This is a genomic window from Paenibacillus sp. FSL H8-0079 (assembly GCF_037991315.1).
Taxonomy (GTDB): domain Bacteria; phylum Bacillota; class Bacilli; order Paenibacillales; family Paenibacillaceae; genus Paenibacillus.
In genome coordinates this window covers 1,214,614-1,239,616 of the sequence record NZ_CP150300.1, presented here as the reverse complement: position 1 = coordinate 1,239,616, position 25,003 = coordinate 1,214,614, and the positions used below count along the sequence as shown (strand labels likewise).

At 43.8% G+C, this 25,003-nt stretch carries 20 protein-coding genes and 3 CRISPR repeat arrays (1 of these 23 cut by a window edge); of the genes, 4 read left to right on the top strand and 16 right to left on the bottom strand.

Annotated features, from left to right (window positions below):
• Nucleotides 1-302 precede the first annotated feature (302 nt).
• Nucleotides 303-1,193, bottom strand: a complete 891-nt coding sequence (locus MHI06_RS05415; RefSeq protein WP_340400730.1) for a tyrosine-type recombinase/integrase — start codon at nt 1,191-1,193, stop codon at nt 303-305.
• Between the two features lie 168 nt (nt 1,194-1,361).
• Here MHI06_RS05415 and MHI06_RS05410 point away from each other — a divergent pair, with 168 nt between their 5' ends.
• The gene (locus MHI06_RS05410) at nt 1,362-1,562 is read left to right on the top strand and encodes a cold-shock protein (RefSeq protein ID WP_017690333.1); all 201 of its coding nucleotides are present in this window, start codon (nt 1,362-1,364) and stop codon (nt 1,560-1,562) included.
• Between the two features lie 104 nt (nt 1,563-1,666).
• Complete coding sequence (locus MHI06_RS05405; RefSeq protein WP_169480336.1) at nt 1,667-1,939, top strand: HU family DNA-binding protein; 273 nt, start codon at nt 1,667-1,669, stop codon at nt 1,937-1,939.
• A 326-nt stretch (nt 1,940-2,265) separates the two neighbouring features.
• Here MHI06_RS05405 and MHI06_RS05400 read toward each other — a convergent pair whose 3' ends face one another.
• Nucleotides 2,266-2,910 (bottom strand): Vat family streptogramin A O-acetyltransferase, encoded by a 645-nt coding sequence (locus MHI06_RS05400; RefSeq protein ID WP_340400729.1) that lies wholly within the window; start codon nt 2,908-2,910, stop codon nt 2,266-2,268.
• A gap of 34 nt (nt 2,911-2,944) precedes the next feature.
• Nucleotides 2,945-4,633 carry a methyl-accepting chemotaxis protein gene (locus MHI06_RS05395; RefSeq protein WP_340400728.1) on the bottom strand — a complete coding sequence of 563 codons (1,689 nt, stop codon included), beginning with the start codon at nt 4,631-4,633 and terminating at the stop codon, nt 2,945-2,947.
• 463 nt (nt 4,634-5,096) lie between these two features.
• Between MHI06_RS05395 and MHI06_RS05390 the strand changes: the two genes are divergently transcribed.
• Nucleotides 5,097-6,038: an NADP-dependent oxidoreductase gene (locus MHI06_RS05390; RefSeq protein ID WP_340400727.1), complete on the top strand. Its 942-nt coding sequence runs from the start codon at nt 5,097-5,099 to the stop codon at nt 6,036-6,038.
• A 93-nt stretch (nt 6,039-6,131) separates the two neighbouring features.
• Here MHI06_RS05390 and MHI06_RS05385 read toward each other — a convergent pair whose 3' ends face one another.
• Nucleotides 6,132-8,135: a CotH kinase family protein gene (locus MHI06_RS05385; protein WP_340400726.1), complete on the bottom strand. Its 2,004-nt coding sequence runs from the start codon at nt 8,133-8,135 to the stop codon at nt 6,132-6,134.
• A gap of 471 nt (nt 8,136-8,606) precedes the next feature.
• Between MHI06_RS05385 and MHI06_RS05380 the strand changes: the two genes are divergently transcribed.
• A complete protein-coding gene (locus MHI06_RS05380; RefSeq protein ID WP_340402057.1) occupies nt 8,607-10,343 on the top strand; it encodes a HAMP domain-containing methyl-accepting chemotaxis protein in 1,737 nt (578 codons plus the stop codon).
• Between the two features lie 103 nt (nt 10,344-10,446).
• Here MHI06_RS05380 and MHI06_RS05375 read toward each other — a convergent pair whose 3' ends face one another.
• The 12 genes from MHI06_RS05375 to MHI06_RS05320 form a co-directional block, all read right to left on the bottom strand.
• Nucleotides 10,447-10,983, bottom strand: coding sequence for a hypothetical protein (locus MHI06_RS05375; RefSeq protein ID WP_340400725.1), 537 nt, complete (start codon nt 10,981-10,983; stop codon nt 10,447-10,449).
• Nucleotides 10,984-11,005: 22 nt separating this feature from the next.
• The gene (locus MHI06_RS05370) at nt 11,006-11,782 is read right to left on the bottom strand and encodes a hypothetical protein (protein WP_169480341.1); all 777 of its coding nucleotides are present in this window, start codon (nt 11,780-11,782) and stop codon (nt 11,006-11,008) included.
• Between the two features lie 171 nt (nt 11,783-11,953).
• Nucleotides 11,954-12,257: direct repeats of the CRISPR family, unit length 33 nt; unit sequence ATTTCAATCCACGCACTCCATACGGAGTGCGAC.
• Between the two features lie 206 nt (nt 12,258-12,463).
• Nucleotides 12,464-12,586: a hypothetical protein gene (locus MHI06_RS05365; RefSeq protein WP_282435656.1), complete on the bottom strand. Its 123-nt coding sequence runs from the start codon at nt 12,584-12,586 to the stop codon at nt 12,464-12,466.
• Between the two features lie 158 nt (nt 12,587-12,744).
• The gene (locus MHI06_RS05360; protein ID WP_169480342.1) at nt 12,745-13,167 is read right to left on the bottom strand and encodes a hypothetical protein; all 423 of its coding nucleotides are present in this window, start codon (nt 13,165-13,167) and stop codon (nt 12,745-12,747) included.
• Between the two features lie 560 nt (nt 13,168-13,727).
• Nucleotides 13,728-14,642: direct repeats of the CRISPR family, unit length 33 nt; unit sequence ATTTCAATCCACGCACTCCATACAGAGTGCGAC.
• 193 nt (nt 14,643-14,835) lie between these two features.
• Entirely contained in the window at nt 14,836-15,126 is a 291-nt protein-coding gene (gene cas2 / locus MHI06_RS05355) for a CRISPR-associated endonuclease Cas2 (RefSeq protein ID WP_090955121.1), read from the bottom strand.
• 9 nt (nt 15,127-15,135) lie between these two features.
• Nucleotides 15,136-16,167, bottom strand: coding sequence for a type I-C CRISPR-associated endonuclease Cas1c (gene cas1c / locus MHI06_RS05350; RefSeq protein ID WP_340400724.1), 1,032 nt, complete (start codon nt 16,165-16,167; stop codon nt 15,136-15,138).
• Nucleotides 16,164-16,823 (bottom strand): CRISPR-associated protein Cas4, encoded by a 660-nt coding sequence (cas4, locus tag MHI06_RS05345; RefSeq protein WP_169480344.1) that lies wholly within the window; start codon nt 16,821-16,823, stop codon nt 16,164-16,166. The genes cas1c and cas4 overlap by 4 nt, the downstream gene beginning before the upstream one ends.
• Entirely contained in the window at nt 16,810-17,682 is an 873-nt protein-coding gene (cas7c, locus tag MHI06_RS05340; protein ID WP_169480345.1) for a type I-C CRISPR-associated protein Cas7/Csd2, read from the bottom strand. The genes cas4 and cas7c overlap by 14 nt, the downstream gene beginning before the upstream one ends.
• A complete protein-coding gene (gene cas8c, locus MHI06_RS05335) occupies nt 17,683-19,614 on the bottom strand; it encodes a type I-C CRISPR-associated protein Cas8c/Csd1 (RefSeq protein ID WP_169480346.1) in 1,932 nt (643 codons plus the stop codon).
• The gene (gene cas5c / locus MHI06_RS05330) at nt 19,611-20,333 is read right to left on the bottom strand and encodes a type I-C CRISPR-associated protein Cas5c (protein ID WP_169480347.1); all 723 of its coding nucleotides are present in this window, start codon (nt 20,331-20,333) and stop codon (nt 19,611-19,613) included. Before cas5c ends, cas8c begins: the two co-directional genes overlap by 4 nt.
• 80 nt (nt 20,334-20,413) lie before the next feature.
• Complete coding sequence (gene cas3 / locus MHI06_RS05325) at nt 20,414-22,870, bottom strand: CRISPR-associated helicase Cas3' (protein WP_340400723.1); 2,457 nt, start codon at nt 22,868-22,870, stop codon at nt 20,414-20,416.
• A gap of 420 nt (nt 22,871-23,290) precedes the next feature.
• On the bottom strand, nt 23,291-24,049 hold the full coding sequence (locus MHI06_RS05320) for a DUF3800 domain-containing protein (RefSeq protein ID WP_169480349.1): 759 nt from the start codon (nt 24,047-24,049) through the stop codon (nt 23,291-23,293).
• 680 nt (nt 24,050-24,729) lie between these two features.
• A CRISPR array of direct repeats spans nt 24,730-25,003; the repeat unit is 33 nt; unit sequence ATTTCAATCCACGCACTCCATACGGAGTGCGAC; it runs 705 nt beyond the window's last position.

Below are 25,003 nucleotides of genomic sequence, written 5' to 3'. Positions count from 1 at the left end.
TATATGTAGCATTGTGTAACAATTGGTTTCTATTGCTTACGGGATTCTTGCAAAAATGCAAAGTTCTCCTGTGGATACGTTCCGAGGTTGCCATCATAATATACAATATTATACGGAATATGTAATCGCTTTCTTCATTAGAGGTGAGGCAACCCTGACGGGCAGTCTCCTATATAACAGGTTAAGGATAGTATATGAATGCTAAGGGTAGGTTAAAGTAATACAAACACGGAAAATTTCGAAGTACATCTAATAAGAGGAGTTTTGATTCTAACTATAGTTTCGATCCTTCATTCTTGTTTTCAACGATGATTCGTACTCAATGCTTTAACATAAATCATTGTGGTATCCGGATTGGTATGTCCCATCATTTCCGCCAAACGGTGCAGCGGCGTATGTTCTGCCATGGCGTAGCCAAAACGATGGCGCAGATCGTGTGAACTCAGTCCTTCTAGCCCTGCTGCAATCATTACCTTTTTGATGAGGTGGCGCAGCGCTCTCTCCGTTAAACGATCATTCGTCTTCTCTGAAGGAAAAAGGTAAGAACTATCCGTATCCAGACCAGATAAGTACTGATTCAATATGACAACACATTGCACATTCAAAGGAATCTTTCGCTGCCCGTTGCGTTTGTCGGCTCTTACTGTCAGGTGACCACTTCGTCTACCAAGTTCGATATCATAAGGCGTGAGGTTACATACCTCCATTGTGCGCAAGCCTGTGTGAAACATAAGGGTCAGGATGGTCTGATCACGAAGGGAGTTGCCGTACTCCACTGCCATGATGAACGCTTGTTCTTCTTCGGATGTCATTCGGCGCGGGCTGACTTTATCTTCCGGAATGAATTTTAATACTTTGGAAGGATCATGACTGAGCCTGGCTTCCAAGACAGCCCATTTGAAAAAACGCTTCAATGTAATCAATCTCCGGTTAATGGTGGCCGGCTTCAATAGCATAACTTTGTGTGCATCTTCACGATAATTGACTAAAGTGGGGGTATCCACGTCTTCGATTCGCAGTGTGAACTCTTCGCTGAGCATGGTGCTTTCCTTGTACCATTCGATAAAATGCTTCAGATCACTTGCGTATTCCTTCACGGTTTTGGGATGCAAATCGCCCTCACTGGCAAGCATATGTACGAATTCCTCTACCGTCGGTTCCCGCTGCACCGAAATCCCTGATGACTGATTCATTAGAAAATACCTCCAAATCTTGACTTATATTAGCGGACATGGTATTATCATATTAATCGATACATTAGCGGACATCAAGTCTGTGGTTTAAATGCACCAGGTGAGTGTCAATTTTAATTTATACTCGTCATAATGATCGGCTAAAAACTTATTTTTTGGAGGAATCACATGCAAACAGGTACAGTTAAATGGTTCAACGCGGATAAAGGATTCGGCTTTATCGAAACTGAAGAAGGAACAGACGTATTCGTTCATTTCAGTGCAATTCAAGGTGAAGGTTACAAATCTTTGGACGAAGGTCAACGCGTTCAATTTGAAGTAACTCAAGGCAACCGTGGACCACAAGCTGAGAACGTTACTAAACTTTAATTATATGAAAGCTGCCTTATTAATAAGGCAGCTTTTTATTTACTCATATGTTGCACAGTAAACAAAAGATTTCACATCCCAAGAATGAAAGCGAGGTATTCCCCATGGATAAAGAACAATTGATCACAGAAGTAGCTAAGGCTGGCGGTTTCTCCAAGAAGAATGCTGAAAAAGCTGTAACCGTTGTATTGGACTCGATTCTCGAAGCTCTCAAAGAAGGTAAAGAAGTTCAACTGGTTGGATTCGGGAAATTTGAAGTACAAAAGCGTGAGGCAAGAACGGGAAGAAGTCGGAGAACAGGCAAAGAAATTCAACTACCTGCAGGTAAAGTTCCTGTATTCACAGCAGGCTTAAGCATGAAAGAAGCTTTAAATTAAACAACGCAACAACTTATTGAAAAGAGGTTTTTATTCAAACACACAATGATAATATGGATTTAAATGTCGTGTTTACTACCGTTGATGATATCATTAACTTTTATTCAGGCAAACAGACGAACACGGATCATACAGAAAATCACACTCATTTGAAGCCCCCATCAACAAAGTCTGATTGTACCCTACGACCACCCACCCGCTAAACTAACATTTCATCTTGGACAACAAGAGGCCCTGATCCGCTCAAAACGGTCCAGGGCCTGATTTGCTTGAAAAATGACTTCGTCAGGAACCAGCCATTTTCTTGTCTTCCTTTCACACCTATGCTACTTGCTGTTCAGAAGTTCGCGCAGTGTCTGTAAATCATATGTAGAGACAAGACGTTCCAGATGGGTATCCAGCCATTCCTCATCCTGATCCCACCACTTCAATTCCAGCAGCAACGCAATTGTTTCTTCATCAAAGCGCTTTTTAACATTCTTGGCTGGATTACCACCAACAATCGTATAGGGTTCAATGTCCTTCACAACGGTTGAATTGGAAGCAACAATGGCACCGTCTCCGATCGTGACACCAGGCATGATCGTCACATTTTGCCCGAGCCATACATCGTTCCCCAGTACCGTATCCCCCTTATATGGAAGCTGCTCCAGTGTAGGTGTCACGCGCTCCCATCCTCCACCAAAAATGTTGAACGGATACGTCGTCATGCCCTCCATCCGATGATTCGCGCCATTCATCATGAATGTCACACCTTCCGCAATTGCACAGAATTTGCCGATCACCAGGCGATCACCAATAAAGTCATAATGATGCTGTATCCGGTCATAGAATTGCTCTGGCGGATTCGTGTTATCGCTATAGTACGTATAATCACCGATATCCACGTTGGAACGCGGCGGCAGATTTTGAATGTAACATACCGTACGGATATTCTCGTTCGGGAAAAGTTTTGTTTTATCAGGGGCCATATGAAGTCCCTCCTTTTCCCTATTGTAACAGATATTAAATCTTAAACGGACTAAGTGAGGTCTGCAGCTCTGTGGACACATCGGACAAAATAGCTGCAGATGCCTTGATCTGCTCTACCGACTTGAGCTGTTCGTGAACAGAATCCGCTGCCTGTAGTGAATTGGTACTAGCCGTCTGCGCATGCCGAGCGATCTCATGTACGGAAGCCACAATCTGCTCCACACCTGCGGACATCTCTTCACTCGTTGCAGCCATGTCCTCAATCTCTGTAGCAATACGCAGGTTTGTATCCCGAATCAGGCTGAAGTTCTGTTCCGTTTCCTTGGTCAAACGCAGTCCTTCTTGCACTTCGTCCTTCACTCTTGACATGGCCGATAGCGATTGCTTCATATCTTGTTCCATGGCTTGAACCAGTTCTTCAATGCGATCTGAAGAATCTCCAGCTTGTTCGGCCAGCTTACGAACCTCGGTAGATACCACGGCAAATCCTCTGCCATGCTCCCCCGCTCTTGCCGCTTCAATGGATGCATTGAGGGCAAGCAGATTCGTTTGATTCGCGATCTCATGAATGGTAGAAACCATCTGGCTAATCTGGGCCGACTTCCCTTCCAGCATACGAATGACCTCATCCGTTGTGGTAACGGAGGATTCGATTGTAGACATCTGCTGAACGGTCAGTTGCACCGCTTCCCCTCCAGTTTCTGCCTGCCTGCGTGAATACAATGCAGATTCCGAAATACTGGAGGCCTTATCTGCCATACGTTGTACACCTATCGCCACTTCTTCCATGGCCTGCAGATTTTCTTCCGTACTGATCGTCTGACTCTCGGCTCCCTGTGCGACTTGTTCAACGGAGGATGCAATCTGCGCCGATTCATTGGCCGTTTGGTCCGCAATCTTCAGTAGCAGTCCAGTCGAATGCTCTGCTTTCTCCGCAGCCTGAAGTCCACCCTGAATGATGACCTGCAGATTGCTTCTCATCTCATTATATCCCGTGCCCAGCATGCCAATTTCGTCTTGGACGTCGTCCACAACCGGCTGTGTGAAGTCGCCCGTCCCCGCACGTTTAATCGCCATGGATACCCGTTCGATTCTTACTCTCACCCTGCGAACGTACAACAGGATCAGGGTAATCGCGACCAACATCGCGATCAGGAATACGATTATGAAAGTCTTGAGGAACGAAGAGATAATCACATCAATTAACGATTGAGAAGCACCTACATAGAAAATCCCGATAATCTCTCCGGACGCGTTCTTGATTGGCTCATAGAGCGTCTGATATTTCTGACCCACAACCACCGCTTCACCGAAGTATTTTTCTCCTTGCTGCAAAACGGTCTGGGCGACCTCTGCCGATACCTTCGTGCCGACAGCTCGCTCCCCGTCCACCATGACATTCGTAGCGACACGTTCGTCCCCTCGGAAGATCGTCACCGTGTCCCCGGATGCTTCTCCAATCTCATCCACAAGTTCAAAGTTGCCTTCCAGCGCAGTATCTCCTTTGAATAATTGTCCGTCCTTAATAGCCCAATCTCCTGGATGCTTATATGTAATGATATGATTCGCCATCTCCAGATCTCGCTTCGCCTTCTCTGTAGCAAATGTCGTAATCCCCTGTCTCATCTCCAGAATTACACTTACCGCCACGGCTGAAGAGAAGACGATAAATATACTGATAACGATCAAACTGATTTTGGTACCTATGCTCATGCTTCGCATGTGTGTGAGCCACCCTTTTCCCTATGTAATTATGGGGATATTCAAGCCAATTTCGATTTCCGTTTCGAATATCACTATAGTCTTATCGGTAGGAGTGTTCACAATATTTATAATATTTCAGTGAGTTTTATCACAAAATTAACCTATCCAAATCTAATCTTTTACGCATTCTCCGTAATCATGTAAGAATGTGCCTCTGTCTGGAAATTCAGAGAAGCTATACAGGCATATTATATATGTTTTTATTTATATAGAAGTAAGCATTACATATAAGAAATAAAATTACGTTGCCAACCACGTATTAAAATGATATATTTATGTTGCCGACAACGCAAAAGAGAAAATTGAGGTAAATATGGCATTCGAAGAAGATCTCAACAAACATCATAATCTCCAGGAATTAAATAATGAGGAGTTCAGTGCAGTAGATCCTAAATCCCTTAACGATTGGAGCGAATACACAATGCATACATCTACAATGAAAGCTATTCAAGTTCATCAATACGGTGGCCCAGAGAAATTACAGTTCGAACAGGAAGTTCATATGCCTCAGCCATCGGCCGGGGAAGTTCTGGTACGCATTCAGTATGCCGGAGCTATTCCGCTGGACTGGAAGATTCGCAACGGCTGGTTGCAGAACGTGTTTGTCAAAAAGCTGCCGTATACACCCGGAACGGCTATGTCTGGCATCGTTGAATCCGTGGGAGAAGGTGTCGATACCTTCCAGCCGGGAGATCGTGTTTTTGGTAATGTGAACGGAAGTTATGCTGAATATGGTATGGCTCCTGCTCAGGATTTGGTGCATATGCCAGACGACCTGAGTTTTGAGGGTGCTGCGACCATCAAAGGTGGAGCCGAATCGGCATGGAAGGTGCTATTCACCGAAGGTGAGCTGGAAGCCGGGCAAACGGTGCTGATCCACGCTGCTGCGGGCGGTGTCGGACAATTCGCGGTGCAGCTGGCCAAATGGAAAGGCGCTCATGTTATTGCTACTGCGTCTGGTGCCAATGTTGATTTTGTTGCTTCATTGGGTGCCGATCAAGTGATTGATTACAAGACAGCCTTGTTTGAAGAGCTGGTAAGCCATGTTGATCTGGTTGTTGACGCTGTTGGTGGAGAGATCGAAGACCGCTCATGGGGTGTTCTGAAACCTGGAGGCCGACTGGTATCGTTAACTCAACTGCCTTCTGCAGAAAAAGCAAAGCAGTATGGCGTTACCGCCAAGTTTAATTCTAAATTACCGACATCAGAAGATCTGTACACGGTCGCTCAGCTTATCGCTGAAGGCTCCCTCCGTTCAGAGATTGATTCCATCTTTCCTTTAAGTGAAGCGAATCAAGCGCATGCCAAAAGTGAGTCCAGACATGGACGTGGCCGAATTTTGCTGGATGTTCGCTCCGTATAACCTGAAAAAGCAGAGCAAAAAGGGATTCGATCTGACCATCGAATCCCTTTTCGTATTCTCCGTACAACAACGTTGCTCTTCAGGAGATATTTCTTATTTGGATGTAAGGCTTACTTGTGCAGCGGTTTGATCCCAATCCACAGTCAATCCCAGTCCTTCTGAGATGAAACGTACAGGCACGAGTGTGCGACTATTTTGAATGATGGCTGGTGAATCAATTTCGAGTTTCTCCCCATTTACAGTGGCCGTGCTGCTTCCGATTTTGAGTACAAGGGTCTGGTTATTCAAAATAGCTGTGACCGTCTTCGCCGTCTTGTCCCACGTCACTTCTGCACCCAGTGCTTCGAGAATTGCGTTAACAGGTACCATTACTCGGCCACTTTGCTGCAGCGGGTCCTGATCCGGGAATGTAATCGATCTACCATCAAGTGTTACGGTAATCGTTGTATCTGTTGCTCCGGATGAAGTATTCGAACCTGTCTCTTCCGAAGTCTCAGGCAAAGGCGTAACCTCACGTCCAAGTTGCTCTTGCAGATTCGCAAGACGGTTCAGTGCAAATGTCGTCAGTGATCCGGCAGCCATGGAGCCCATGCCTCCGCCTCCACCGCCGCCAAAGTTACCGCCAGGGCGTGTCTGCGTACTGTCTGTACCCGTTGTTGAATCTGTTGTACCGTTTCCAGTTGCGGCACCTGGCTGAGTCGGAGGTGTTGTTCCATCTGGAGGTGTCATTCCTTCGAAACCTTCAGGCGGCGTCATGCCTTCCATGCCCTCGGGTGGTGTCATACCTTCAAATCCTTCTGGTGGAGTACCGCCCATGCCACCTGCTACGTCTGCGTTTGTAGAATAAGCGATGTTGGATTCAAACTGTTCTGTCGTATAAAACTTCGTGGGATCTGCTTCCACATAAGGACGAATCTCATTGGCAAGACCAGTGATACGATCCTGAATACCTTCCATATAGTCCGTCAATTCATTGACGTAGCTCAAATATTTTCCCTTATACTCCGGCACAGCAAGCAGGTTGTTAATCATCGGTACATTTTCCATGCTAATGCCTAGTACAGGCTCATCTACAGATACGTTCGTTGCGTTGGTGTTGATCGTGGTTGATCCGGTCGTTGTGCCACGTCCGCCTCCACCCGAATATCCGTTGAAGGACATGTTGAAGTCCCAAGGAACAACCGTGAACTTACCATTAGCATCACTGTAGAGCATGTAGTTGTGCCCTTTGTCGCCGTTATAGCTGTCATAGTTGCCGAAAACCATGTTGCCTGCAATATACTGTAGCGCCGAATCCACATCCAGTACGCTCTCGATATCGCCTTTTTCACCTTCTGGCATCTCATTCAGCGTTTGGATGAAGGTTTTTAGCTTGGCTTTGTCCTTATCCGTACCCAAGTCTTTGGTGATTGTACTGTAGTCGCTGCCCTCTTCATATTGAAGATAGCTCTTCTCATCCGTATCATAGAGAACGCCTTCTTCGTAGTCCTCACCGTAGTTGCGCTCCAGGTAGCTGTCATCCACGGCTTCAACCCCAGTATAGAAACCAACCAGCTCGCCATTAACATACAGATTAACGTAGTTCGTCATCGGTGCATCCATGCCAATGCTGCGAAGTGCTTCGTAGTGAAGAACTTCACGCATGTAGGATGGATCGGCGTAGTTGTTGTTCAGTACCATTTTGTCCAGTCCAAGTAGCGTTTGCGTTTTGTCGTACTTATCGAATTTCAGTCTGAAGCTGTAACGGTCCGAATCCTCCATTGAAGCTACAGCTTTAAGAGTCAGGTTCCCCTTGGTGGAGAAACCGACGTTGTCCAGCTTGTTGCCGTCCACTTCCACACTAACACTCTTATAATCCTTATCCAGCGGGCTTTCGAGCATGCTCTTCCAGTCTGCATCATCAATGGTTACATTCACATCAATGACGTTATCCGTCTGGAACAACGATTCATAAGCTTGCGTCACGCCTGCACTCGTGGTTGTCGCTGTACTCTCTGCGGCATATGCCGCATTCGGACTTGCAATCAGGCCAAAAGATGACGTTACCATGGTCACGGACAATGCCGTAACTGCAACTTTTCGTAATAAAATATTCAAATGATGAATCCTCCTTTTAGGTTTCTGTTAAGCAACTGAGGCTTATGTAACCATGGTAGAGGACGAACCTTTAGTGAATCTTAAATGGTATACATCTCAATAAACACCCGTGAAGCTTTATGCCAAAGAAGCCTCCATCGATATACGTGAAGCTATATGGAAGCGCAATATAATCCCGCGGAACCAGTTCATAAGACCTATTTTACTAGAAATATCTAACATTAATATGTCGAAATAACGATATAACTAAGGAGTAGAACTTACCTGGAGTTCATATACGTGAATATTAAAAGACAAGATGAAAAAGCTTTTCAGAACCAAAAGAGAATTTGATTAGATACGATATATAGGAAACGATTCCACAGCATTTGATCCAACAATTACATAGCGTGTACAACGCCCAGGATAAGTCCTTTGTCACAATCGTAGAAGGAGTGAACAACCTTGTTTAATAAGCTTCGTTGGAGTACCATGCCTTTCTTTGTTAAAAATCTGGTGATCTCATTCGGTAGCATCACCTTAATTGGTATTATCCTGATTACCGTGGCTTACCAGCTGCAAAAGAACATTCTAGTCGAACAGTTACACGACCAAGCCACCGTCATCACCCAGAAATGGTACGATGATCTGGACACGGCCAAAGTCGCTAAAGCCGCCAGTGAAAAAAGCTACACCGGTCCTGTACAGCAGGAAATGAAAGCTTATCTCGATTCCATCCATGAGTTCTATCCAAATATCGCTCAGGCGTACATTTTCGGTTCAGAACTTGAACAAGGAAATGGAACGTCCATCATCGCAATTCCAACGAACCTATTGCAACCATTCGAGGAAGGTAACCTGCCCGCAGGTGCCATGTACCCGCTGCCCGAGAATAACGTTGTGGTGCTGGAACAGATGAAAGAGGACGGAGAGCCTGCCTTCAGTGATTTCTACACCGATGAGTATGGAACTTGGACCACCCTGATCTACCCGATTAATAACGCAGATGGTTCCATGTACGCTGCTCTTTACTTCGATGTCGATGCAAGTGCCGTTCCAAAAGGACTTAATGAATTGCTTACGTACGGATTGATGTTCCTTGTCGGCTTCCTGATCCTGTTCATGGTGTTGCAATTCATTTTGCTCAAAAGAACGTTGCTGCCAATTCGCAACCTGATGAAGGGAATCGAGGAAGTCAGCACGGGTAATCTGAATGTAACTATTCAAACAGGCCGGGACGATCTGGGTATTATCAACGAGAAGTTCAATGCAATGATCGAACGATTCAACACGACGATATTCAAGGTGCAAACCACGTCCAATCACCTCTCGAATTCGTCTAAACAGCTTTTGGAGATTTCAGCGAAAAACAACGATAATATTCAATCCATCAGTCACAACATTCGTGAAATATCCACTGGCTTGGTGTCTCAGGATAAAGCCACCGTGGAGAACGCACGCGCTATGACAGAGATGTCAACGGTAGTGCAGACAATTGCGAGCAGTTCAGCCGATGTGGCTGACGAAGCACTCAGTATGGAGCAACGCTCCAGCACGGGTAATGTGGTAATGCAGCAAGTTATTGAACAGATGCGCCTGATCTCCGGTGCGGTGCAAAATACGTCAAACTCGATTCAGTCTTTGGAAAATAACTCGAACCAGATTAGTAACATTGTCAACCTGATCACGGAGATTGCAGGACAAACCAACTTGCTGGCGCTTAATGCTTCCATTGAGGCTGCCCGCGCAGGTGAAGAAGGAAGAGGTTTTGCTGTTGTTGCAGGTGAGGTACGTAACCTGGCAGAGCAATCCCAGGAATCAGCGAAGCAAATCCGACAGTTGATTGAGGAAATTCAGCGGGACATCATGCAGTCTTCCGAAGCCATGCATTTGGGCTCTCAGGAAGTAACGAAAGGCTTGGAGGTTACCCAGGAGACTGGCGTATTCTTCGAAAACATTTTGAATGCTACGAATAAGGTTGCGAACCAGATTCAGGATATCTCCAGCTCTACTGAAGAGATTTCTGCAAGCACTCAAGAAATGTCTGCTACCGCGGATGAATTATCCGCAAATGTCAGCAAGGCGGCGAACAGCACGAAACGCATCGAACAATCCGTTGCTGAACAGGAAGCCTCCATGGCTTCAATCGTCAGCGCCTCTGACGAACTGGCGGAAGTATCTGAGCAGTTGCAAGAGTTAATCTCGTTCTTCAAGGTAAAGGAAATTTAAGATACGTTGAAAAATCGTTAGTACATTACATGTAATGCCAAAAAAACCTAGGCTCATGAGTGATTATACTCGAAGCCTTGGTTTTTTTTGGTTACCAGGTGTTTTATTCCTTTTGATCAGCATTTACTTGTCTAAACAATATTTCTTCTCCACTTATAATCATCTTTTTCTCGTCATTATAACCGGATTGTTCGGATCGAAAAACAGCGCTAAGAATAACATCGATCTCACCATTCGATAGTTGTTGAACCTGCTCTGGAGTGAGTGTTATTTCAACTTCATTCGAATACCAGCTATCTTTCGTTAATTTCGTTATCAATTCTTCACTGGTGCCCGACCTCAGCGGGAGAATCGTCTCTCCATCCATTTGCAGATCTATATCGAACACATCTTTGGAATGATATATCTCATTGTTGGCATCTTGGCCTCTATATTTTATTCCCGGTTGAAAAGTGAAGTTGTGATCACCAGATTGGTGGACAATTAACCGGAGTTCATACTCCCCTGATTGTCTGGTTGCCGTCATCATTTGTCCTTCTCTTTGAATTTGGTCTGGTGCTGTATCGTTGCTTTCCACTGATGATTCGGAACAACCGAGTAGGACAAGACACATCATCAGGATGTAGGAGAAATGTCTCAATGCTGGACCTCCTCTCCAATCCCTATAATCCGGCAGCTGCTTTAATTTCTTTTCTCTGCGACACGATTAACGATTGAAGCTTTTCTGTTCCAAAAGCACCTGCTGAGAAAGCATTCGCTTTCGGATAGTAAACCATTCGAAAAGATGTTCCATCTTGAAGGTGCACACGCAAAAAAATCCCTGTCTCATGCTTGGATTTCTTATATACCTCATCAAAGCCAACATAACGCAATGGCAAAAGCTCGTTCATGAATTCGGATGCGGCTTCTTGGGGGAAGTCACCGATTGGACTGCCATCATTTCCGCTTTCAAGGCTGACTCTCTCAACTTTGTCTTCAATGTCCATCAGGTCTCCCATTGTCTTCGCATTGGGATTTTCTTTTGCTTCGTAAACTTTATTATTCGCTACGACGCGATAATGCGACTTATAACCTTTCAGTTCATATATAACCGTTCCAATCGGAAGATATGCCGCATCACCATTCTCGGTCACGTGATCCGCACATACATTATCGTTCAGCATATAGGTTACTTCCCCTATCCTATCCCCAATTTGTTCAGCAGGTACCACTTTGACCCCTTCGTTGTTTTGAAAATATGTAACATTATGAATCATCAGAAAATCAATCCATTCAAGGGTTCCCGGGCATCTCTCCGTTGATTCCTTTGAAGCTGCTTTCGTATCCGTTTCCTGGGGTTTGGATGTTATTTCGCCCTTATTCGATGTCCCGCAGCCAACAATAATGACTAGAATCAAAAGTATACTCAAACGTTGGCTCCAATATTTAAATGGTTTCATGCTCAATCACCTCAACCTATTAGACGGATTCAACTAAGACATAGTTACAAGCTTTTTTACGATTAGCTATTCTAGTCATTTAACACATAAGAACAGGGATTAGTTATTTTGGGCAATGCCCTCCTTGGTGTACTTCATGCAAGCGTCATCTCTGGAACACGGCAGCCCGGAATTCCAATCCACGCACTCTATACGGAGTGCGACCCATTATCTCAGCGCGTGATTCAATTTATTTTTCAATTTCAATCCACGCACTCCATACGGAGTGCGACGCGAATCTAAGACAGGACGATATTCCGCTTTACAGATTTCAATCCACGCACTCCATACGGAGTGCGACCTACCAAGCAGTGGCCAAGTGAGTGTAGATGAAGGGATTTCAATCCACGCACTCCATACGGAGTGCGACGAAGAATTAAAGGAATTAGAAACAGAGTATCATATTTCAATCCACGCACTCCATACGGAGTGCGAAGCGAAAAAGGACGTAACAAGGTTATATTTCCAGACCATCACTACGTATTTCCGCGTTCTTTATCAAGTAACATGACCATTCATTATGATAAATCAGTATCCATTCAAGATTATCGTTGCCAAAAGGTCACGAAAAGGACGTTTTCGACAAAATCCGAGGTGCGAATCTCCCTGGGAAATCATGTGAGCTTGGGGTTCGCACCTGCCTCAAATTTCTTCATGGCCATCCACAATCTGAATCATTCCATAGGACAGTTCCACTAGCAGATCCACATATACAGCAATATCAAGTTTATCAAAATCTATGTTTTTAAACAATTTGCATAACATAAGTCCTTTATACCCTCCAAAAAGCATGAAACATACCTCACGAGAATCATTGATGATCCCTTGGCGGTATGGCAAGCTTGGACAAGTTTTCCAGACGATACTGTATCATTTCATCTTTTGTTGCTTTACAAACGACAGTAATCACTCCTGCTCAAAGATTATAGATCACGTAAAAGCTCAGCCATCCACTCGCTAGTCTCTTGCTCGCATTTGACATTCCCCAAAAACTCCAGCATGCCGTTAGAATGGATTTGCCCCTCGTAACACACCTCAGGCATTGCAAAAAGGTAACTGATCTGGTCAACACCTTGCTGTTCCAAAAGTTCCGCAACCGGATCAATGATGAACGAAAACCCTTCGTCCAGCGCAGGATTTAGGATCCGTATAACCTTACCAAGTTCCCCGTGCTGTTGACCGTACCATATCATTACAGCATGATCATAGTCCATATACTTATGAACCAAATCAAAATCCTGTTCAAACGAACAAGATCCCTTTGCGTCCTGCACGAACTGGGCCATAATTTTGTCGTAATCTGCAACTGTTGAATACCATATCGCATAGCTTTCTGTGTTATCCATGTCATTCCTCCTGTATTACGATCTGCAATCACATTGACCTGTAGGTCACATCGATCTGTACACAACCAAAATTAGATTTCCTAGCAATATGTAAAATACGGGCAGCGTTCAGCCAATTGATAAAGGGAGAATGTTCCCCCTCAAACGATAGTGAACCCAGCATGCCACTCAATCCACCGATTCCCTTTTCCGACTGGAGTATCAATACATCTCATTCAAATACAATCCGGCAGACAGGTTTTCTAATGCAGCTGCGTTCATATGAACTATCCCTGTTTACAGATCTGCCATACTGATTTCAAAAAAATGTCTGTCGGTTCGAAAGCCTTTCGCTACTCTCCCATTCCAAAGATCTGTGCCCGAGCCAACGAAGTAACACCATGAAGCGTGGAGCCGAGAAATGTGGGAAAACGCATTTTTTTCTTACATTTAAGTCGAATAAGTAAAGGCAGGTTTTCCAGCGAAAAATAGGTAGTTGTCTATTCATGCAATAATCCAATTTTGATTTTGACCAAAGATTACAAAGCGTTGTACTACAAAACTAACTACAAGCCATTTTTAGTTGTACCAACGCATTCTATACGGAGTGCGACTTAATCAATCAAGCATTTAAAAGCCCTCCGATCAGATTTCAATCCACGCACTCCATACAGAGTGCGACCGTTCTTGGCTGTAGTAAAAGCTCTATTCGATAAAATTTCAATCCACGCACTCCATACAGAGTGCGACCACACTCGTTTGTGGGCGGTTTTCCGCTTCCAAGATTTCAATACACGCACTCCATACAGAGTGCGACAGCAGATCGCCCAAGGTGATTTGATGCGCAAAGTTATTTCAATCCACGCACTCCATACAGAGTGCGACTGGAGCTGCTTAATAAGATGGAAGTATCCAGAAATATTTCAATCCACGCACTCCATACAGAGTGCGACTTACTTGCGGATTAGACCGCGAATGGTAGTTTCGTATTTCAATCCACGCACTCCATACAGAGTGCGACCTCGCCATCTTCTACTACAGGCTGTTTTCTTATGAATTTCAATCCACGCACTCCATACAGAGTGCGACTATCGCCAAGCGTTCCTATAGTTGCGCCGTTACCATTTCAATCCACGCACTCCATACAGAGTGCGACGTCCTAGAAAATCAATCAAGGGGTGACGGATATATTTCAATCCACGCACTCCATACAGAGTGCGACCAGTTGCACATTGCAATGGGTCCGAACATGACAGAAATTTCAATCCACGCACTCCATACAGAGTGCGACGAGCAGGAATTTACTCGGAAGTTGTTCTTGAGTCGTATTTCAATCCACGCACTCCATACAGAGTGCGACCACCACTGTATAGAGGTACAAAAGTTACGTTTACAGATTTCAATCCACGCACTCCATACAGAGTGCGACATGGAGAAACCGGATATCGACCCCGACCCTTTGGATTTCAATCCACGCACTCCATACAGAGTGCGACAGCGAAAAGTGACGTAATAACTATGCTTGAAGAATAACTATTAGCGTATTTTCGATATTTCTACTACTTTAAAACGGTTATCACAAATTTTCGACCATAAATCATTGCCAAAAGGTCACAAAAAAGACCTTTTCGACAAGTTTCGAGGTGCGAATTCCCCAGGGAAATCATGTGAGCTTGGCATTCGCACCTACTAAAGTATTAACGGATCGCCCATATCATAAGAATCTTTAGCACCCACATGTTGGACTTTACTTTTGTAATTATCGCCTAAGTTATAGAATCGAAGACTATCTGTATCCTTATCAATCAATTCTTCCAGTTCAAATCTCAATCGTCTAAATTGAGTAGCGTCCAGTATACATTCAAACACTGAGTTCTGCACTCGCTGACCGTGATCCACACACTTTTTCGCCACTTTGGATAGCCTTCTTCGGCCTTCACTATCTATTGTGCTTACATCATACGTAATCAAAATAAGCAATCATTACACCTACTTCCACAGAAACGGGGGATACTCATCCAGGTCCCCACGTATATATCTTGCCAGTAGTAACGCTTGAGTGTATGGTACAAGACCCCAAGGTATTTTCTCATTTAAATACGGGTGCATAATCTTATCCTGTTTACGATCTTGCCACGCTTTTAATACTTTCTTTCGTGTATCATCATCCATAATTACGGCAAGATTTTCTTTGATATAAAATCCTTTATCGTTAACTACCTTCTTGTTGATGAGCGAAAGCACAAAACGATCGGCATACACTCCTCGGAGTTCTTCCATCATATCAAGTGCGAGAGAAGCTCTGCCAGGACGGTCGCGATGCAAAAAACCAACATATGCATCAAGTCCAACTGATTCGAGTGCAGACTTCATATCATTAGCCAGTAAAGTGTAAGCAAAGGACAATAACGCGTTTACTTTATCCAAGGGCGGTCGCCGACTCCGTCCGTAAAAGTAAAATGACTCCTTCTGTTGTAGAATCAGATCATCAAACACCGAATTATATTGCACAGCAGCAGAGCCTTCCAAACCACGCAATATATCCAATTGTTCCACTTCACGTAAGAGTTTCATCGTCTCACCAAGTGAATTGGCTACCTTTTTCAACCGTTCTACGTCTACACGTAATGCATAATCTCGTGTTGCACGTTCCAAAATCCATTTGTTGTTATACAACTTTCCTGTAATCATATTACGAGCAACCCGCGCACTGCGCTCCTCATTGTCAGATATGCGGTACTGTTCTTTACGAAGGACTACATTTCCTCGATCCTCACCAATGACACGTGCTAGGAATCGTCCCGTCCGTGTCATAAACGTCAAACTAACATTTCGTGACGCACAAGCCCCCATCAATGCTGGACTTACTCCAGCATAGCTAAAGGTGCATACAGCCTCCAAATTATGAAGCGGATAGCGAGCAAGAATTTCTTCCTCCTGCTTCACCACAATATTTTCGCCATCTAATGCAAGGTATGTATCGGGTAATGTCACAAATAAGGTGTTCAGCAGCTTTTTCATTCATTCAACCTGCTTTCGATGTAACTTGAAACAGAACGCTTATTCAAGATATCCGGTACACATATATTGTTCAAGGAACAACTCAGGCAATGTGGTCCGGCCTTGGCTTTGGGCGTATGGTTGCGTTCAAAGTAGTGTCTCATCTCATTAATACTGGCCCTAACACGCACCCGATCTGCTTCAGTAATGACCACTTCCACCCGGTGCTTGATCTCATCATAATAAAAATAGGCCTTGTGGATATCACATACAAGCATCTCTTCAAGACACATGACTTGTGCTACCAATTGGGAGTGATCGGAATCATTTCGTTTGGGTTTCCCCCGTTTGTATTCAACAGGAAAAGGAAGGTATAACCCTTCCTCCCCAGCAAGTGGAACACCATCTGGATCACGAATGAACTCAACTACATCACAGATACCTGTGATTCCGAGTTCTCTCGATTGTACAGGTAGTGCACGAACTACCAGTTTATCTCCTCGCTTCTCCCGAAGCGCTGGTTGATCTGCCTTTCGATGCAAATGGTCTCCCTCTATGGTACGCACATTGTCTTCCCACTGTTGTTCAATATGAATTAATGCCCACTGCCTTCTACAAAAATTAAAATGCTGAATACCTGATAGCAGCAGATAATCCTCTTCGTTATAGTCCTTCATATTCTTGGACTGCCAAGCCTTCCAGTGGCACCACCGTATAGTTATAATCGTCGTAAGACTTTGCTTCTGCTACGTCTGGCTTCAATTCAATGTGCAGAGAACGATGTACTTTCGCAGATGAATATTGCCCCATCTTGGAACTATGCTCCCACCAATACAGTTGGTGCACCTCCATACTACCGTCAGGACGGGCAGAGGACGTATCATTTTCAAATAACGTTCTCAGTGATTCACGAATTTTCTCTGCGTCTTCATATGTAAAGCCGGTCTTCTCAGCCAGTTGCGTGTTGATACTGCCATAGAATACATATACTCCAAAATCTACTCGATGCTTCATACCCATCGTATCCGATCCTTTTTTGTCCGGATCTTTAGCCGTTGTAACAGAGTTTACGCTCTTCGTAATTTGCATGCTGGAAATATCAATCCGATCTAAGCTTACAGCGGTATGGATGGATACCGGACCTCGAATACCCACAGATACACTTTCCCCTCCACCAAAAGCAAACACCTGTCCAAAGCTACGAACATCAATCCATGACTGACAAGCAGCCTCAGCATATAGATCTTTATTTGCCTTCTTGCCTTTGGCATGTTCCTGCACATTCTCATTGGCATCGACACGATCTTTAATGGAACGGTGACTATCATTACGTTTTTCATCGGATTGTACGAGAATAGACTCTCCCATATCCTGCAGACGGTTACGAATTTTACGCTTGATGCATACATCCGAGATTTCCCCTAAACCATCATAGTTCTGACGAGGGCGGTTTCCATTCAGTGGATCACCATTTGGATTGGCATTACGAACAGACAGCACAACAGCAAAATCGATTTTGTGATCAAGTGTACTCATTTAGTTATCCCCTTGTTCGTTCAATTGGTTTTCATCGTCTTTATCAAGTACAGCTGCAGCTTCCTTATCTTTCTTGCTTGTATATAAATCATTACGCTGACTGTAAAAACCTAGTAAGTATAATCCCGTAAGTGGCTTGTCCGTAAAATCTTCCAACTGTAGTTTGTCTCCAACTTCATCTAGCAACGAATTATAATATCTGGCACCCGTCCCCATACGCGCTTGGTAAGGTTGGAGATTAGATTGAATAATGCTCCAAGTTCTGCCTGGTCGTTGCGCAAAGGCGTTCATATAGCGAATGGCATTTGTTGCCCGTTTTTCCTCCTTACCCAGAGCACTTCTCTCTAATACATCTGCAATGGCAAGCATTCTGCCAAATACGTAGCTACGATCCGTTGTTTCTGTATTCAGACTCACTCCATACCCCTCCTTCTTATTAACAAGTGCGCAAGTAATACTCAGTGTTTTCTCCCACTCCCAATTGTCCATGCCTACAGGGTTGGATGCACGTTGGATAGAACTGCGAACAATATCCAGCGGAATGGGACGTTGATCAATGATACATGGAAGCATCCGCTCCATGAGTCCTTTAACTACTTTGTCACTAGCTCGTGGGCCATAGGCTGCAAAAGCAATGTCTTTGGTCGCGGGCGCCCCAATAAACAAGACGGGTTTGTCGTTTTTATTTTTACGATAACGATGTATCCAGTAACAACTCTCATGCCAAGCTGTTATCCGGTCCAGATACTCGTTCTGATCTAAACCCCGATAATACATAATCGACATTCGCCCTGGTGTGGCCGCATCCAGTGTCATCAAAGTCACTTCATGCTTAGAGTTATACTCCCCATCGTATCGATAGCCACCAATCGCCTTCCTGATTTGCAAGGCAAAATCCTTATGTGTTGTATCTCCACCAGCAAGTGCTTCATGATCATCTTCATCTTCCCATAAACTAAAAGAATCTTCTTGAGGTTCTGGCATATCCAGACTTGTACTACCCCACACCAGAAAAACTTTGCCGTCTATAGTGGTTCCTTGTCGATCAATGAGCCACTTCAATGCGTTATGGCCCTTCTGTGAAGCTTCGTAGCTGACTACCGCTGCGTCACGACTGGTACGAAAACGCCCCCGATACGTAAATCCACTGGAGTCATTGGCGGAGATCAACTTGGACTTGTCCCCTGAGTGACGTATGCGAGAAGCATGTTTATCAGCAACTGGCAGATAATTACCTGTCACGAAACAGATATCCTTGTCCTGCAAACTCATCTCGTAGAACTGGATAAATGATTGTTGTACCGAAGCATCCCGCCATAGTCTGGATTCGGGCTCTCCTGGAATATTTACAGCAAATCGGACAAATGCACCACTCTGATCCGCAGCAATAACATTGAAAATTTTCGGTTTCTCGCCTTCCTGTTCACCAGATCCTGCCGTCCACTTCTCCAATAGCTTTCCTTGGTGATCTGCATGAAGTATCCCTCTATCGACCAGATCAGCGATGAGCGTGCCTTTGCTGACATAATTAAGTACGCTCTGTACTTTAGGATGACTAAATGGAGATTCGCACCAAGCCTTCAATTGAATCAAATAATCCTGATACGGTGTTCCCTTGGCTTCTCCGCAGAACTGAGTGTAATCTCCTGCAACATAGGCTAACTTGTCAAAAAGCGGATACGGTACAGGCGCACTCGTTCGACTTGCGGAAGCTTCGGTGCAAGGGATAATCGTGCTGCCATCATTCTTTTCTACTACTTTGGCATTTACGATATCTCCTTTTTCATTCAGATGCACTTCAATATGCGCTGTCTGGGTTGTGTGCGAGATTGGAATCAAGGCGTATTCCTTGCCGCTTTTCTTCATTTCAAATTGCCCTACGACATCGGCATGATCATCATACGTTTTGCTCAAATTGGCCAGCCAGCTCATTCACTCACCTCATTTCCGAACCATTCTGAGTGAAGATCATCTACAGATTGCATATTCCCTGCATCGAAAATTTTAGCTGTACCTTCTCCAGCTTTGCGTACCAATGTACATTCATCCGGACGGATAAACCGAATGACACCATGCTGCATTTTCGCTTTCCACAGACGAACTTCTCTCTCATTGCTTCCTGTTTCATCCGGGTAACTGATTCCATGTAGCATTGTGCCAAAATCAAGCTCACCTATACGATCATAGAAGCTCTCTCCTTTACCGAACTGGCAAGGTTCGACGTAGCCCTGACATTCACGAGTTCCCAGGAAAATGTCTCTTCGTCCTCCGACCTGGACAGCTCGTTTTGCGATATTGTGGTGTTTGTGTTCGTTCTGGTCATGTACCAGATCTTCACGATGAGGATTAAATTCAAAATGAGCCTTCACCTGATATCGAACATCTCTTAAATAGGTGTAATAGGCCAGTGTATTGCCCCCGCTGTATTCAATCGGACGCATGCCCTTCGATTCCGTTTGAATTGGATTCATGATACGGACTTCGTCTATAATCCAGATCAGCGTTGGCTTCCAGTAAATGGATTCAACGATCCCTTTGAGGGCTTGATATGTAGGAATCTGATAAGAAAATTTTTCTCCTCCAAGTTTCGTGAGCGGATCGGTAAATAGCGCATATTTACCAGATACCTCAAATTCGATTTGGTTTCTCAACGTTTCAGCTCCTTTCTATGGGCTATGGGAGGGAGAAACATGTGTCATGAAACTCCCCACTCTACGTTAGCGTGACCATTTCATATCATCATCGTTTCCCAAGCGCCCTCCCCTTTGGATTCCACACCAAAGTCTTCAGAGTATGCTGGTTCCCGTAGAGCAAGGACGTGACCATGTAACAATGGATACAAGTCCCCACTTTTTTCTAATGTCCTGAGTTCGTGATCATAGATGTTCACCGTATACTGTTGGGCTTTTCGCAACAGATCCCCCAATTCACTCGGCTCCAACTCACCATTCAGGTCAATAATCAGTTCCCTGCCTTCTTCTCCGTAAGGAACAAGTACAGCAGTGGCATTCGTCGATATTGCTTCAAAATATTTCTCTGCTGTAGCGATAGCATAATGATTAACAACCTCAGGTTTTGTAGCATGTTTCTTTTGGTATGCATCCACGTAATAGCGGTTCCGGTCCATCAGATCAAACAAGTTCTGTTCGAGCTTAGGAATGGGGTAATGCATTTTATCTTGAATATCGTGAAAGTAATATTTAAAATAACGAGCGATTGCTTCTGAAGATAATAAATCATTCCCTAGTGACTCCGGATCTTCCTTGAAATCATGAAGCACTCGCTCCGTTTTCTCAGCACCAATTTTAATCTCAGGTAGGTGAGTCAACACTTCATCCGAGGATCGGATAATATACACATTGCGAATCTCATCTTTGCCGTGCCGATTACATCGACCAGCCGCCTGGGCAATCGAATCCAAACCAGCCAAAGATCGAATCACACATTCGAAGCTGATATTCACGCCTGCCTCAATAAGCTGTGTGCTCACGCAAATGATTCGTTCTCCCTTTGCCAATCGTTGAACTACGCCATTCTCTCCAGAAAGGACCTCTTTGCGATGTGCAGCACACATATTGGTACTTAGATGAACAACCTGAACGCCGCTGTCTTGCAGCCACTCCACTTCATTCAACTGTTCAAACAGTTTACGAACCGCCATTTTCGTGTTCAAAATAACCAGGACGCTGTTTACTTCTCTCATTTGATCCTGTACAAAAGAAGATAATTCTTCTGCATCCCAGCCTGAGGCTGTATCCTGTGTTAGATCATGTAACTCAACTCGTTTGAAACTTCGTCCAACGTCGTCTAAATTCTGTATAATTTCAGGCTGCTCCGAGAAATGAAGTTTGTGCTTCACGAAATCAAGTGCGGGTTGCGTAGCTGTACAGAGCAGTAAACTGGAGCGTCCAATCACATGTAGGAAATTCAGTGCAGCGTTGAAGAGCGAGATACATCGAACAGGAACAGACTGCACTTCATCAAATACGATGACTGCATTGGAAAGCTGATGTAATCTTCGTACGTTTCGGGTTCCTTTCGCATAGAAAGTATTTAGAAACTGGACCATCGTCGTAAAAATAATTGGGCGATCCCAGTGATCACGGGCAAGTTTAAGATTCTGTTTGCGCGCATCATAAGTTTCCCCTTCGTCTCCCTCTTTCCGTTCATCATCCATGTCATCCACAACGTTAGAGTGATGCTCCAGAATCATGTCATCGTTCTTCAAAATACTGCGGATCTCAGCCGCATTTTGTTCAATGATGGTGGTGTACGGAACGATATATATAATCCGTTGCTTGTTATGTTCAATGGCATGTTTTAGGGCGTAACGCATACTGGCAAGTGTTTTCCCCCCTCCCGTTGGTATAGAAAGGGTGTATACGCCGGAAGGACGAAGTGCGAATTCTTCGCATTGGCTGGACATTTCCCGCCGTAATCGATTAATGGGTGTGTTTGCTTTACTTCCTTGCTCAAGGCCGGTTAGGTGTTGAGACAGTAGCTCATAGCTTGTTTCAAAGAAAGACTTGTAATCTAATTCTTCTGTGAAGGGTTCATTTTCTTCAAATTGTCTTGTATTCGTTCGATCTGCATCGATCAGGCAACTAAAGATATATTTAATGAGTAGTGACCCGGCAATACGTGGAAGTTTATGCTTATTGATAATTTGTATGTATTGTTGAAGCTCTGTGGTGGCTAATTCGAATAACTTGTCCAAACGTTCAGGAGGATTATGCTTAAAAAACTCTTCTTTCGCTTGCTCGTATTGTTCTAATTCCTTGGAAACAACACGCTCCAGGTATGGTGAAGTTTTATCAGGCGAGATGTAATCTCTCAGACCCTGATGATGTGAGATAATACAGTTGGCAATCCACTCTGCAGTATACTTGTCCTGAGCCGTTGCACCACTGACATGGTAACGATGATGCAGCAGCTTGCCACCAGCAGTCGAGTGATCTACGGAACCTTTACGGGGAGGAGCATCGGGATGAGCTACTGCTTCCTGAATGTAATTTCGAAAAGCATCCGTATTCTTCCCCATATCATGTAAAAGGCCAGCAATCCCCGCCAAATATCTGACACCAATCTTCTCTCCAGCCTGCTCCGCTCCTTGTTGAACCTCCACCAAATGATCTTGAACGGTCTGTATTTCGCCATCCTTTTGTCGGATATGAGCAATATAGGTCATTAGTCCACTTCTTCCTTTCAGAAAAAAGATTCAAATCCGGTACCTAAACTCATTAATTAGGACAAAATACTTATATTAACATTTCGACTCCATACGACAAACTCCTTTTTATTTCCAAAAATAATCTTAGTTTCTATCTCGATTACGCAGTATTAAACTTCTTAATTTCATTGACTCAGATTCAGATACAGCGTATAATATTGATTAGATAAAGTTAATTGACTCGCACATTGGTTCGACCTAATTAACTTTCTAAAAGGGAAAATTCATGTTAACTCGTACATTGGTCCGACATAATATGAATCTCCCCTTTTTGTATTGTGCATAATGAAGTCCAACATTGGGTATACTATATATGTGGCCGCACATTGGTTCGACCACTTTAAGGGAGCGTGCATTGGTACGCTCCCTTAATTGTAATCACCTATACTCCCATACTGTTGGGGATAAAGGAGCTATCTTTTTTTGATATAGGTTTATTAATTCTTTATTATTTGCTTTACGAGGTGCATACCCATATTCAAATCGAAAAAAGATAGTTGTAAGAAATACAATGATGTCAGCTAACTGTACTAACTGGCAATGGTGTGAGTTCTGAAGGAAAGAGCTATAATATATACGATCACTGGTAGTCTCCTGTCGGATAACTTGAATTAAAAGCTCTCTCTCTTCATCGCGCCCATTGTCAGGAATAACAATTCCTGTTTCATTCCTTTGAATGAGTTCTTTCTCTATTAATTGAATTAAATTACTCATTCCAAGCTGGTGCATGTTAGTATGACCTGTATCACCTGTATTTTGTTTATATGTATTTTTATTAATTACAGAGGCAAGCACTTTACCCCCATGTTTATCAATAAGCTCTAACATTTCTTCAGCAAGCTTAAACCTATCAATGATCGGAATTTTAGAATACAAATCGTCCCCATCAAAGAAAGACTTACTGTGAATTTCATAGTTTTGAAAGAATGGTAACGTATTAACTTGTTTAATTGTCAACCCTTTTATCTCACCTTTGATTTGCAAAGCTGCTTTAAAGGAAAGTGCTTCAAAATCCCGTTCAAGCTCTATAACACTAGCGTTAGGAACTAAAATCCCACCATAACAAACTACAGGTTGTTTTTGCATATCTTTAAATCCATTATTTCCAGACTCATCTAAATAAAATCCATTTATCAAATATACCCCTCCTTAATTTCTTCCTTTAACTTTGTATTGACTATGGTATCTTTCACTTAATATTATGTATTACACTTTTAACAATGATTGATCGCGCACCCCCAAGAGGATGCGCTTTGTTTTAAAACTCTCTTATGCCAATTTAGCATTTTCAATCCACACACTTTATACCAAGTGTGACAATTACTTATACCAATGTAGCAGAAGATTTATATAAAATCAAATCTACCTCGCAAATAACTGACCATTTGCTTATTTCTCGATCACGGTTCGACTCAACCCTGTGTCGAAGACTAAGTGCTCGTTTAACTCGTGATTCCGCCTCCGTTCGTCCATATAAATCTTTTTGAAGATTTCTTTGTCTGCTTGGAGCAGGGGAATTTGCACTTCGAGTATCGCCTTCTTCTCTTTCAAGGGTATTTCTCGCTTTGAATGTCTGACTAATGCTTGATGTAACCTGTTCTTCACAGTTTAGCAGCTTCTTTGAAATAGAAAGTCCTACCTACTTATTCATGCTTAGCATAAGAAAGGTAAGACTTTTTAGGGATTACATTTGCATTCCATACGGAGTACGATCAGACACACGTATCTGTTGTAACAACGTTACTGCAAAGATTTCATTTCATGCACTCAAGTAGAGTGCGACTTTGCAAAGTATGTTATCTCTCCTTTGGTGGGCCATTTCAATCCTCTCACTCCATACGGAGTGAGACCCTTCGAATGTCATCCTAAATTTGTTCTTCAAGAATTTCAATCCACGCACTCCATACGGAGTGCGACTCTATTGTACCTGTACCTCTTGTAATCGAGTAATATTTCAATCCACGCACTCCATACGGAGTGCGACCAAAAGACATGCTTGAACTGGGGCCAGAGTGGGTTATTTCAATCCACGCACTCCATACGGAGTGCGACGCGTAGCACAAGCGGGCACGAAGTGTCCGTAAGGCATTT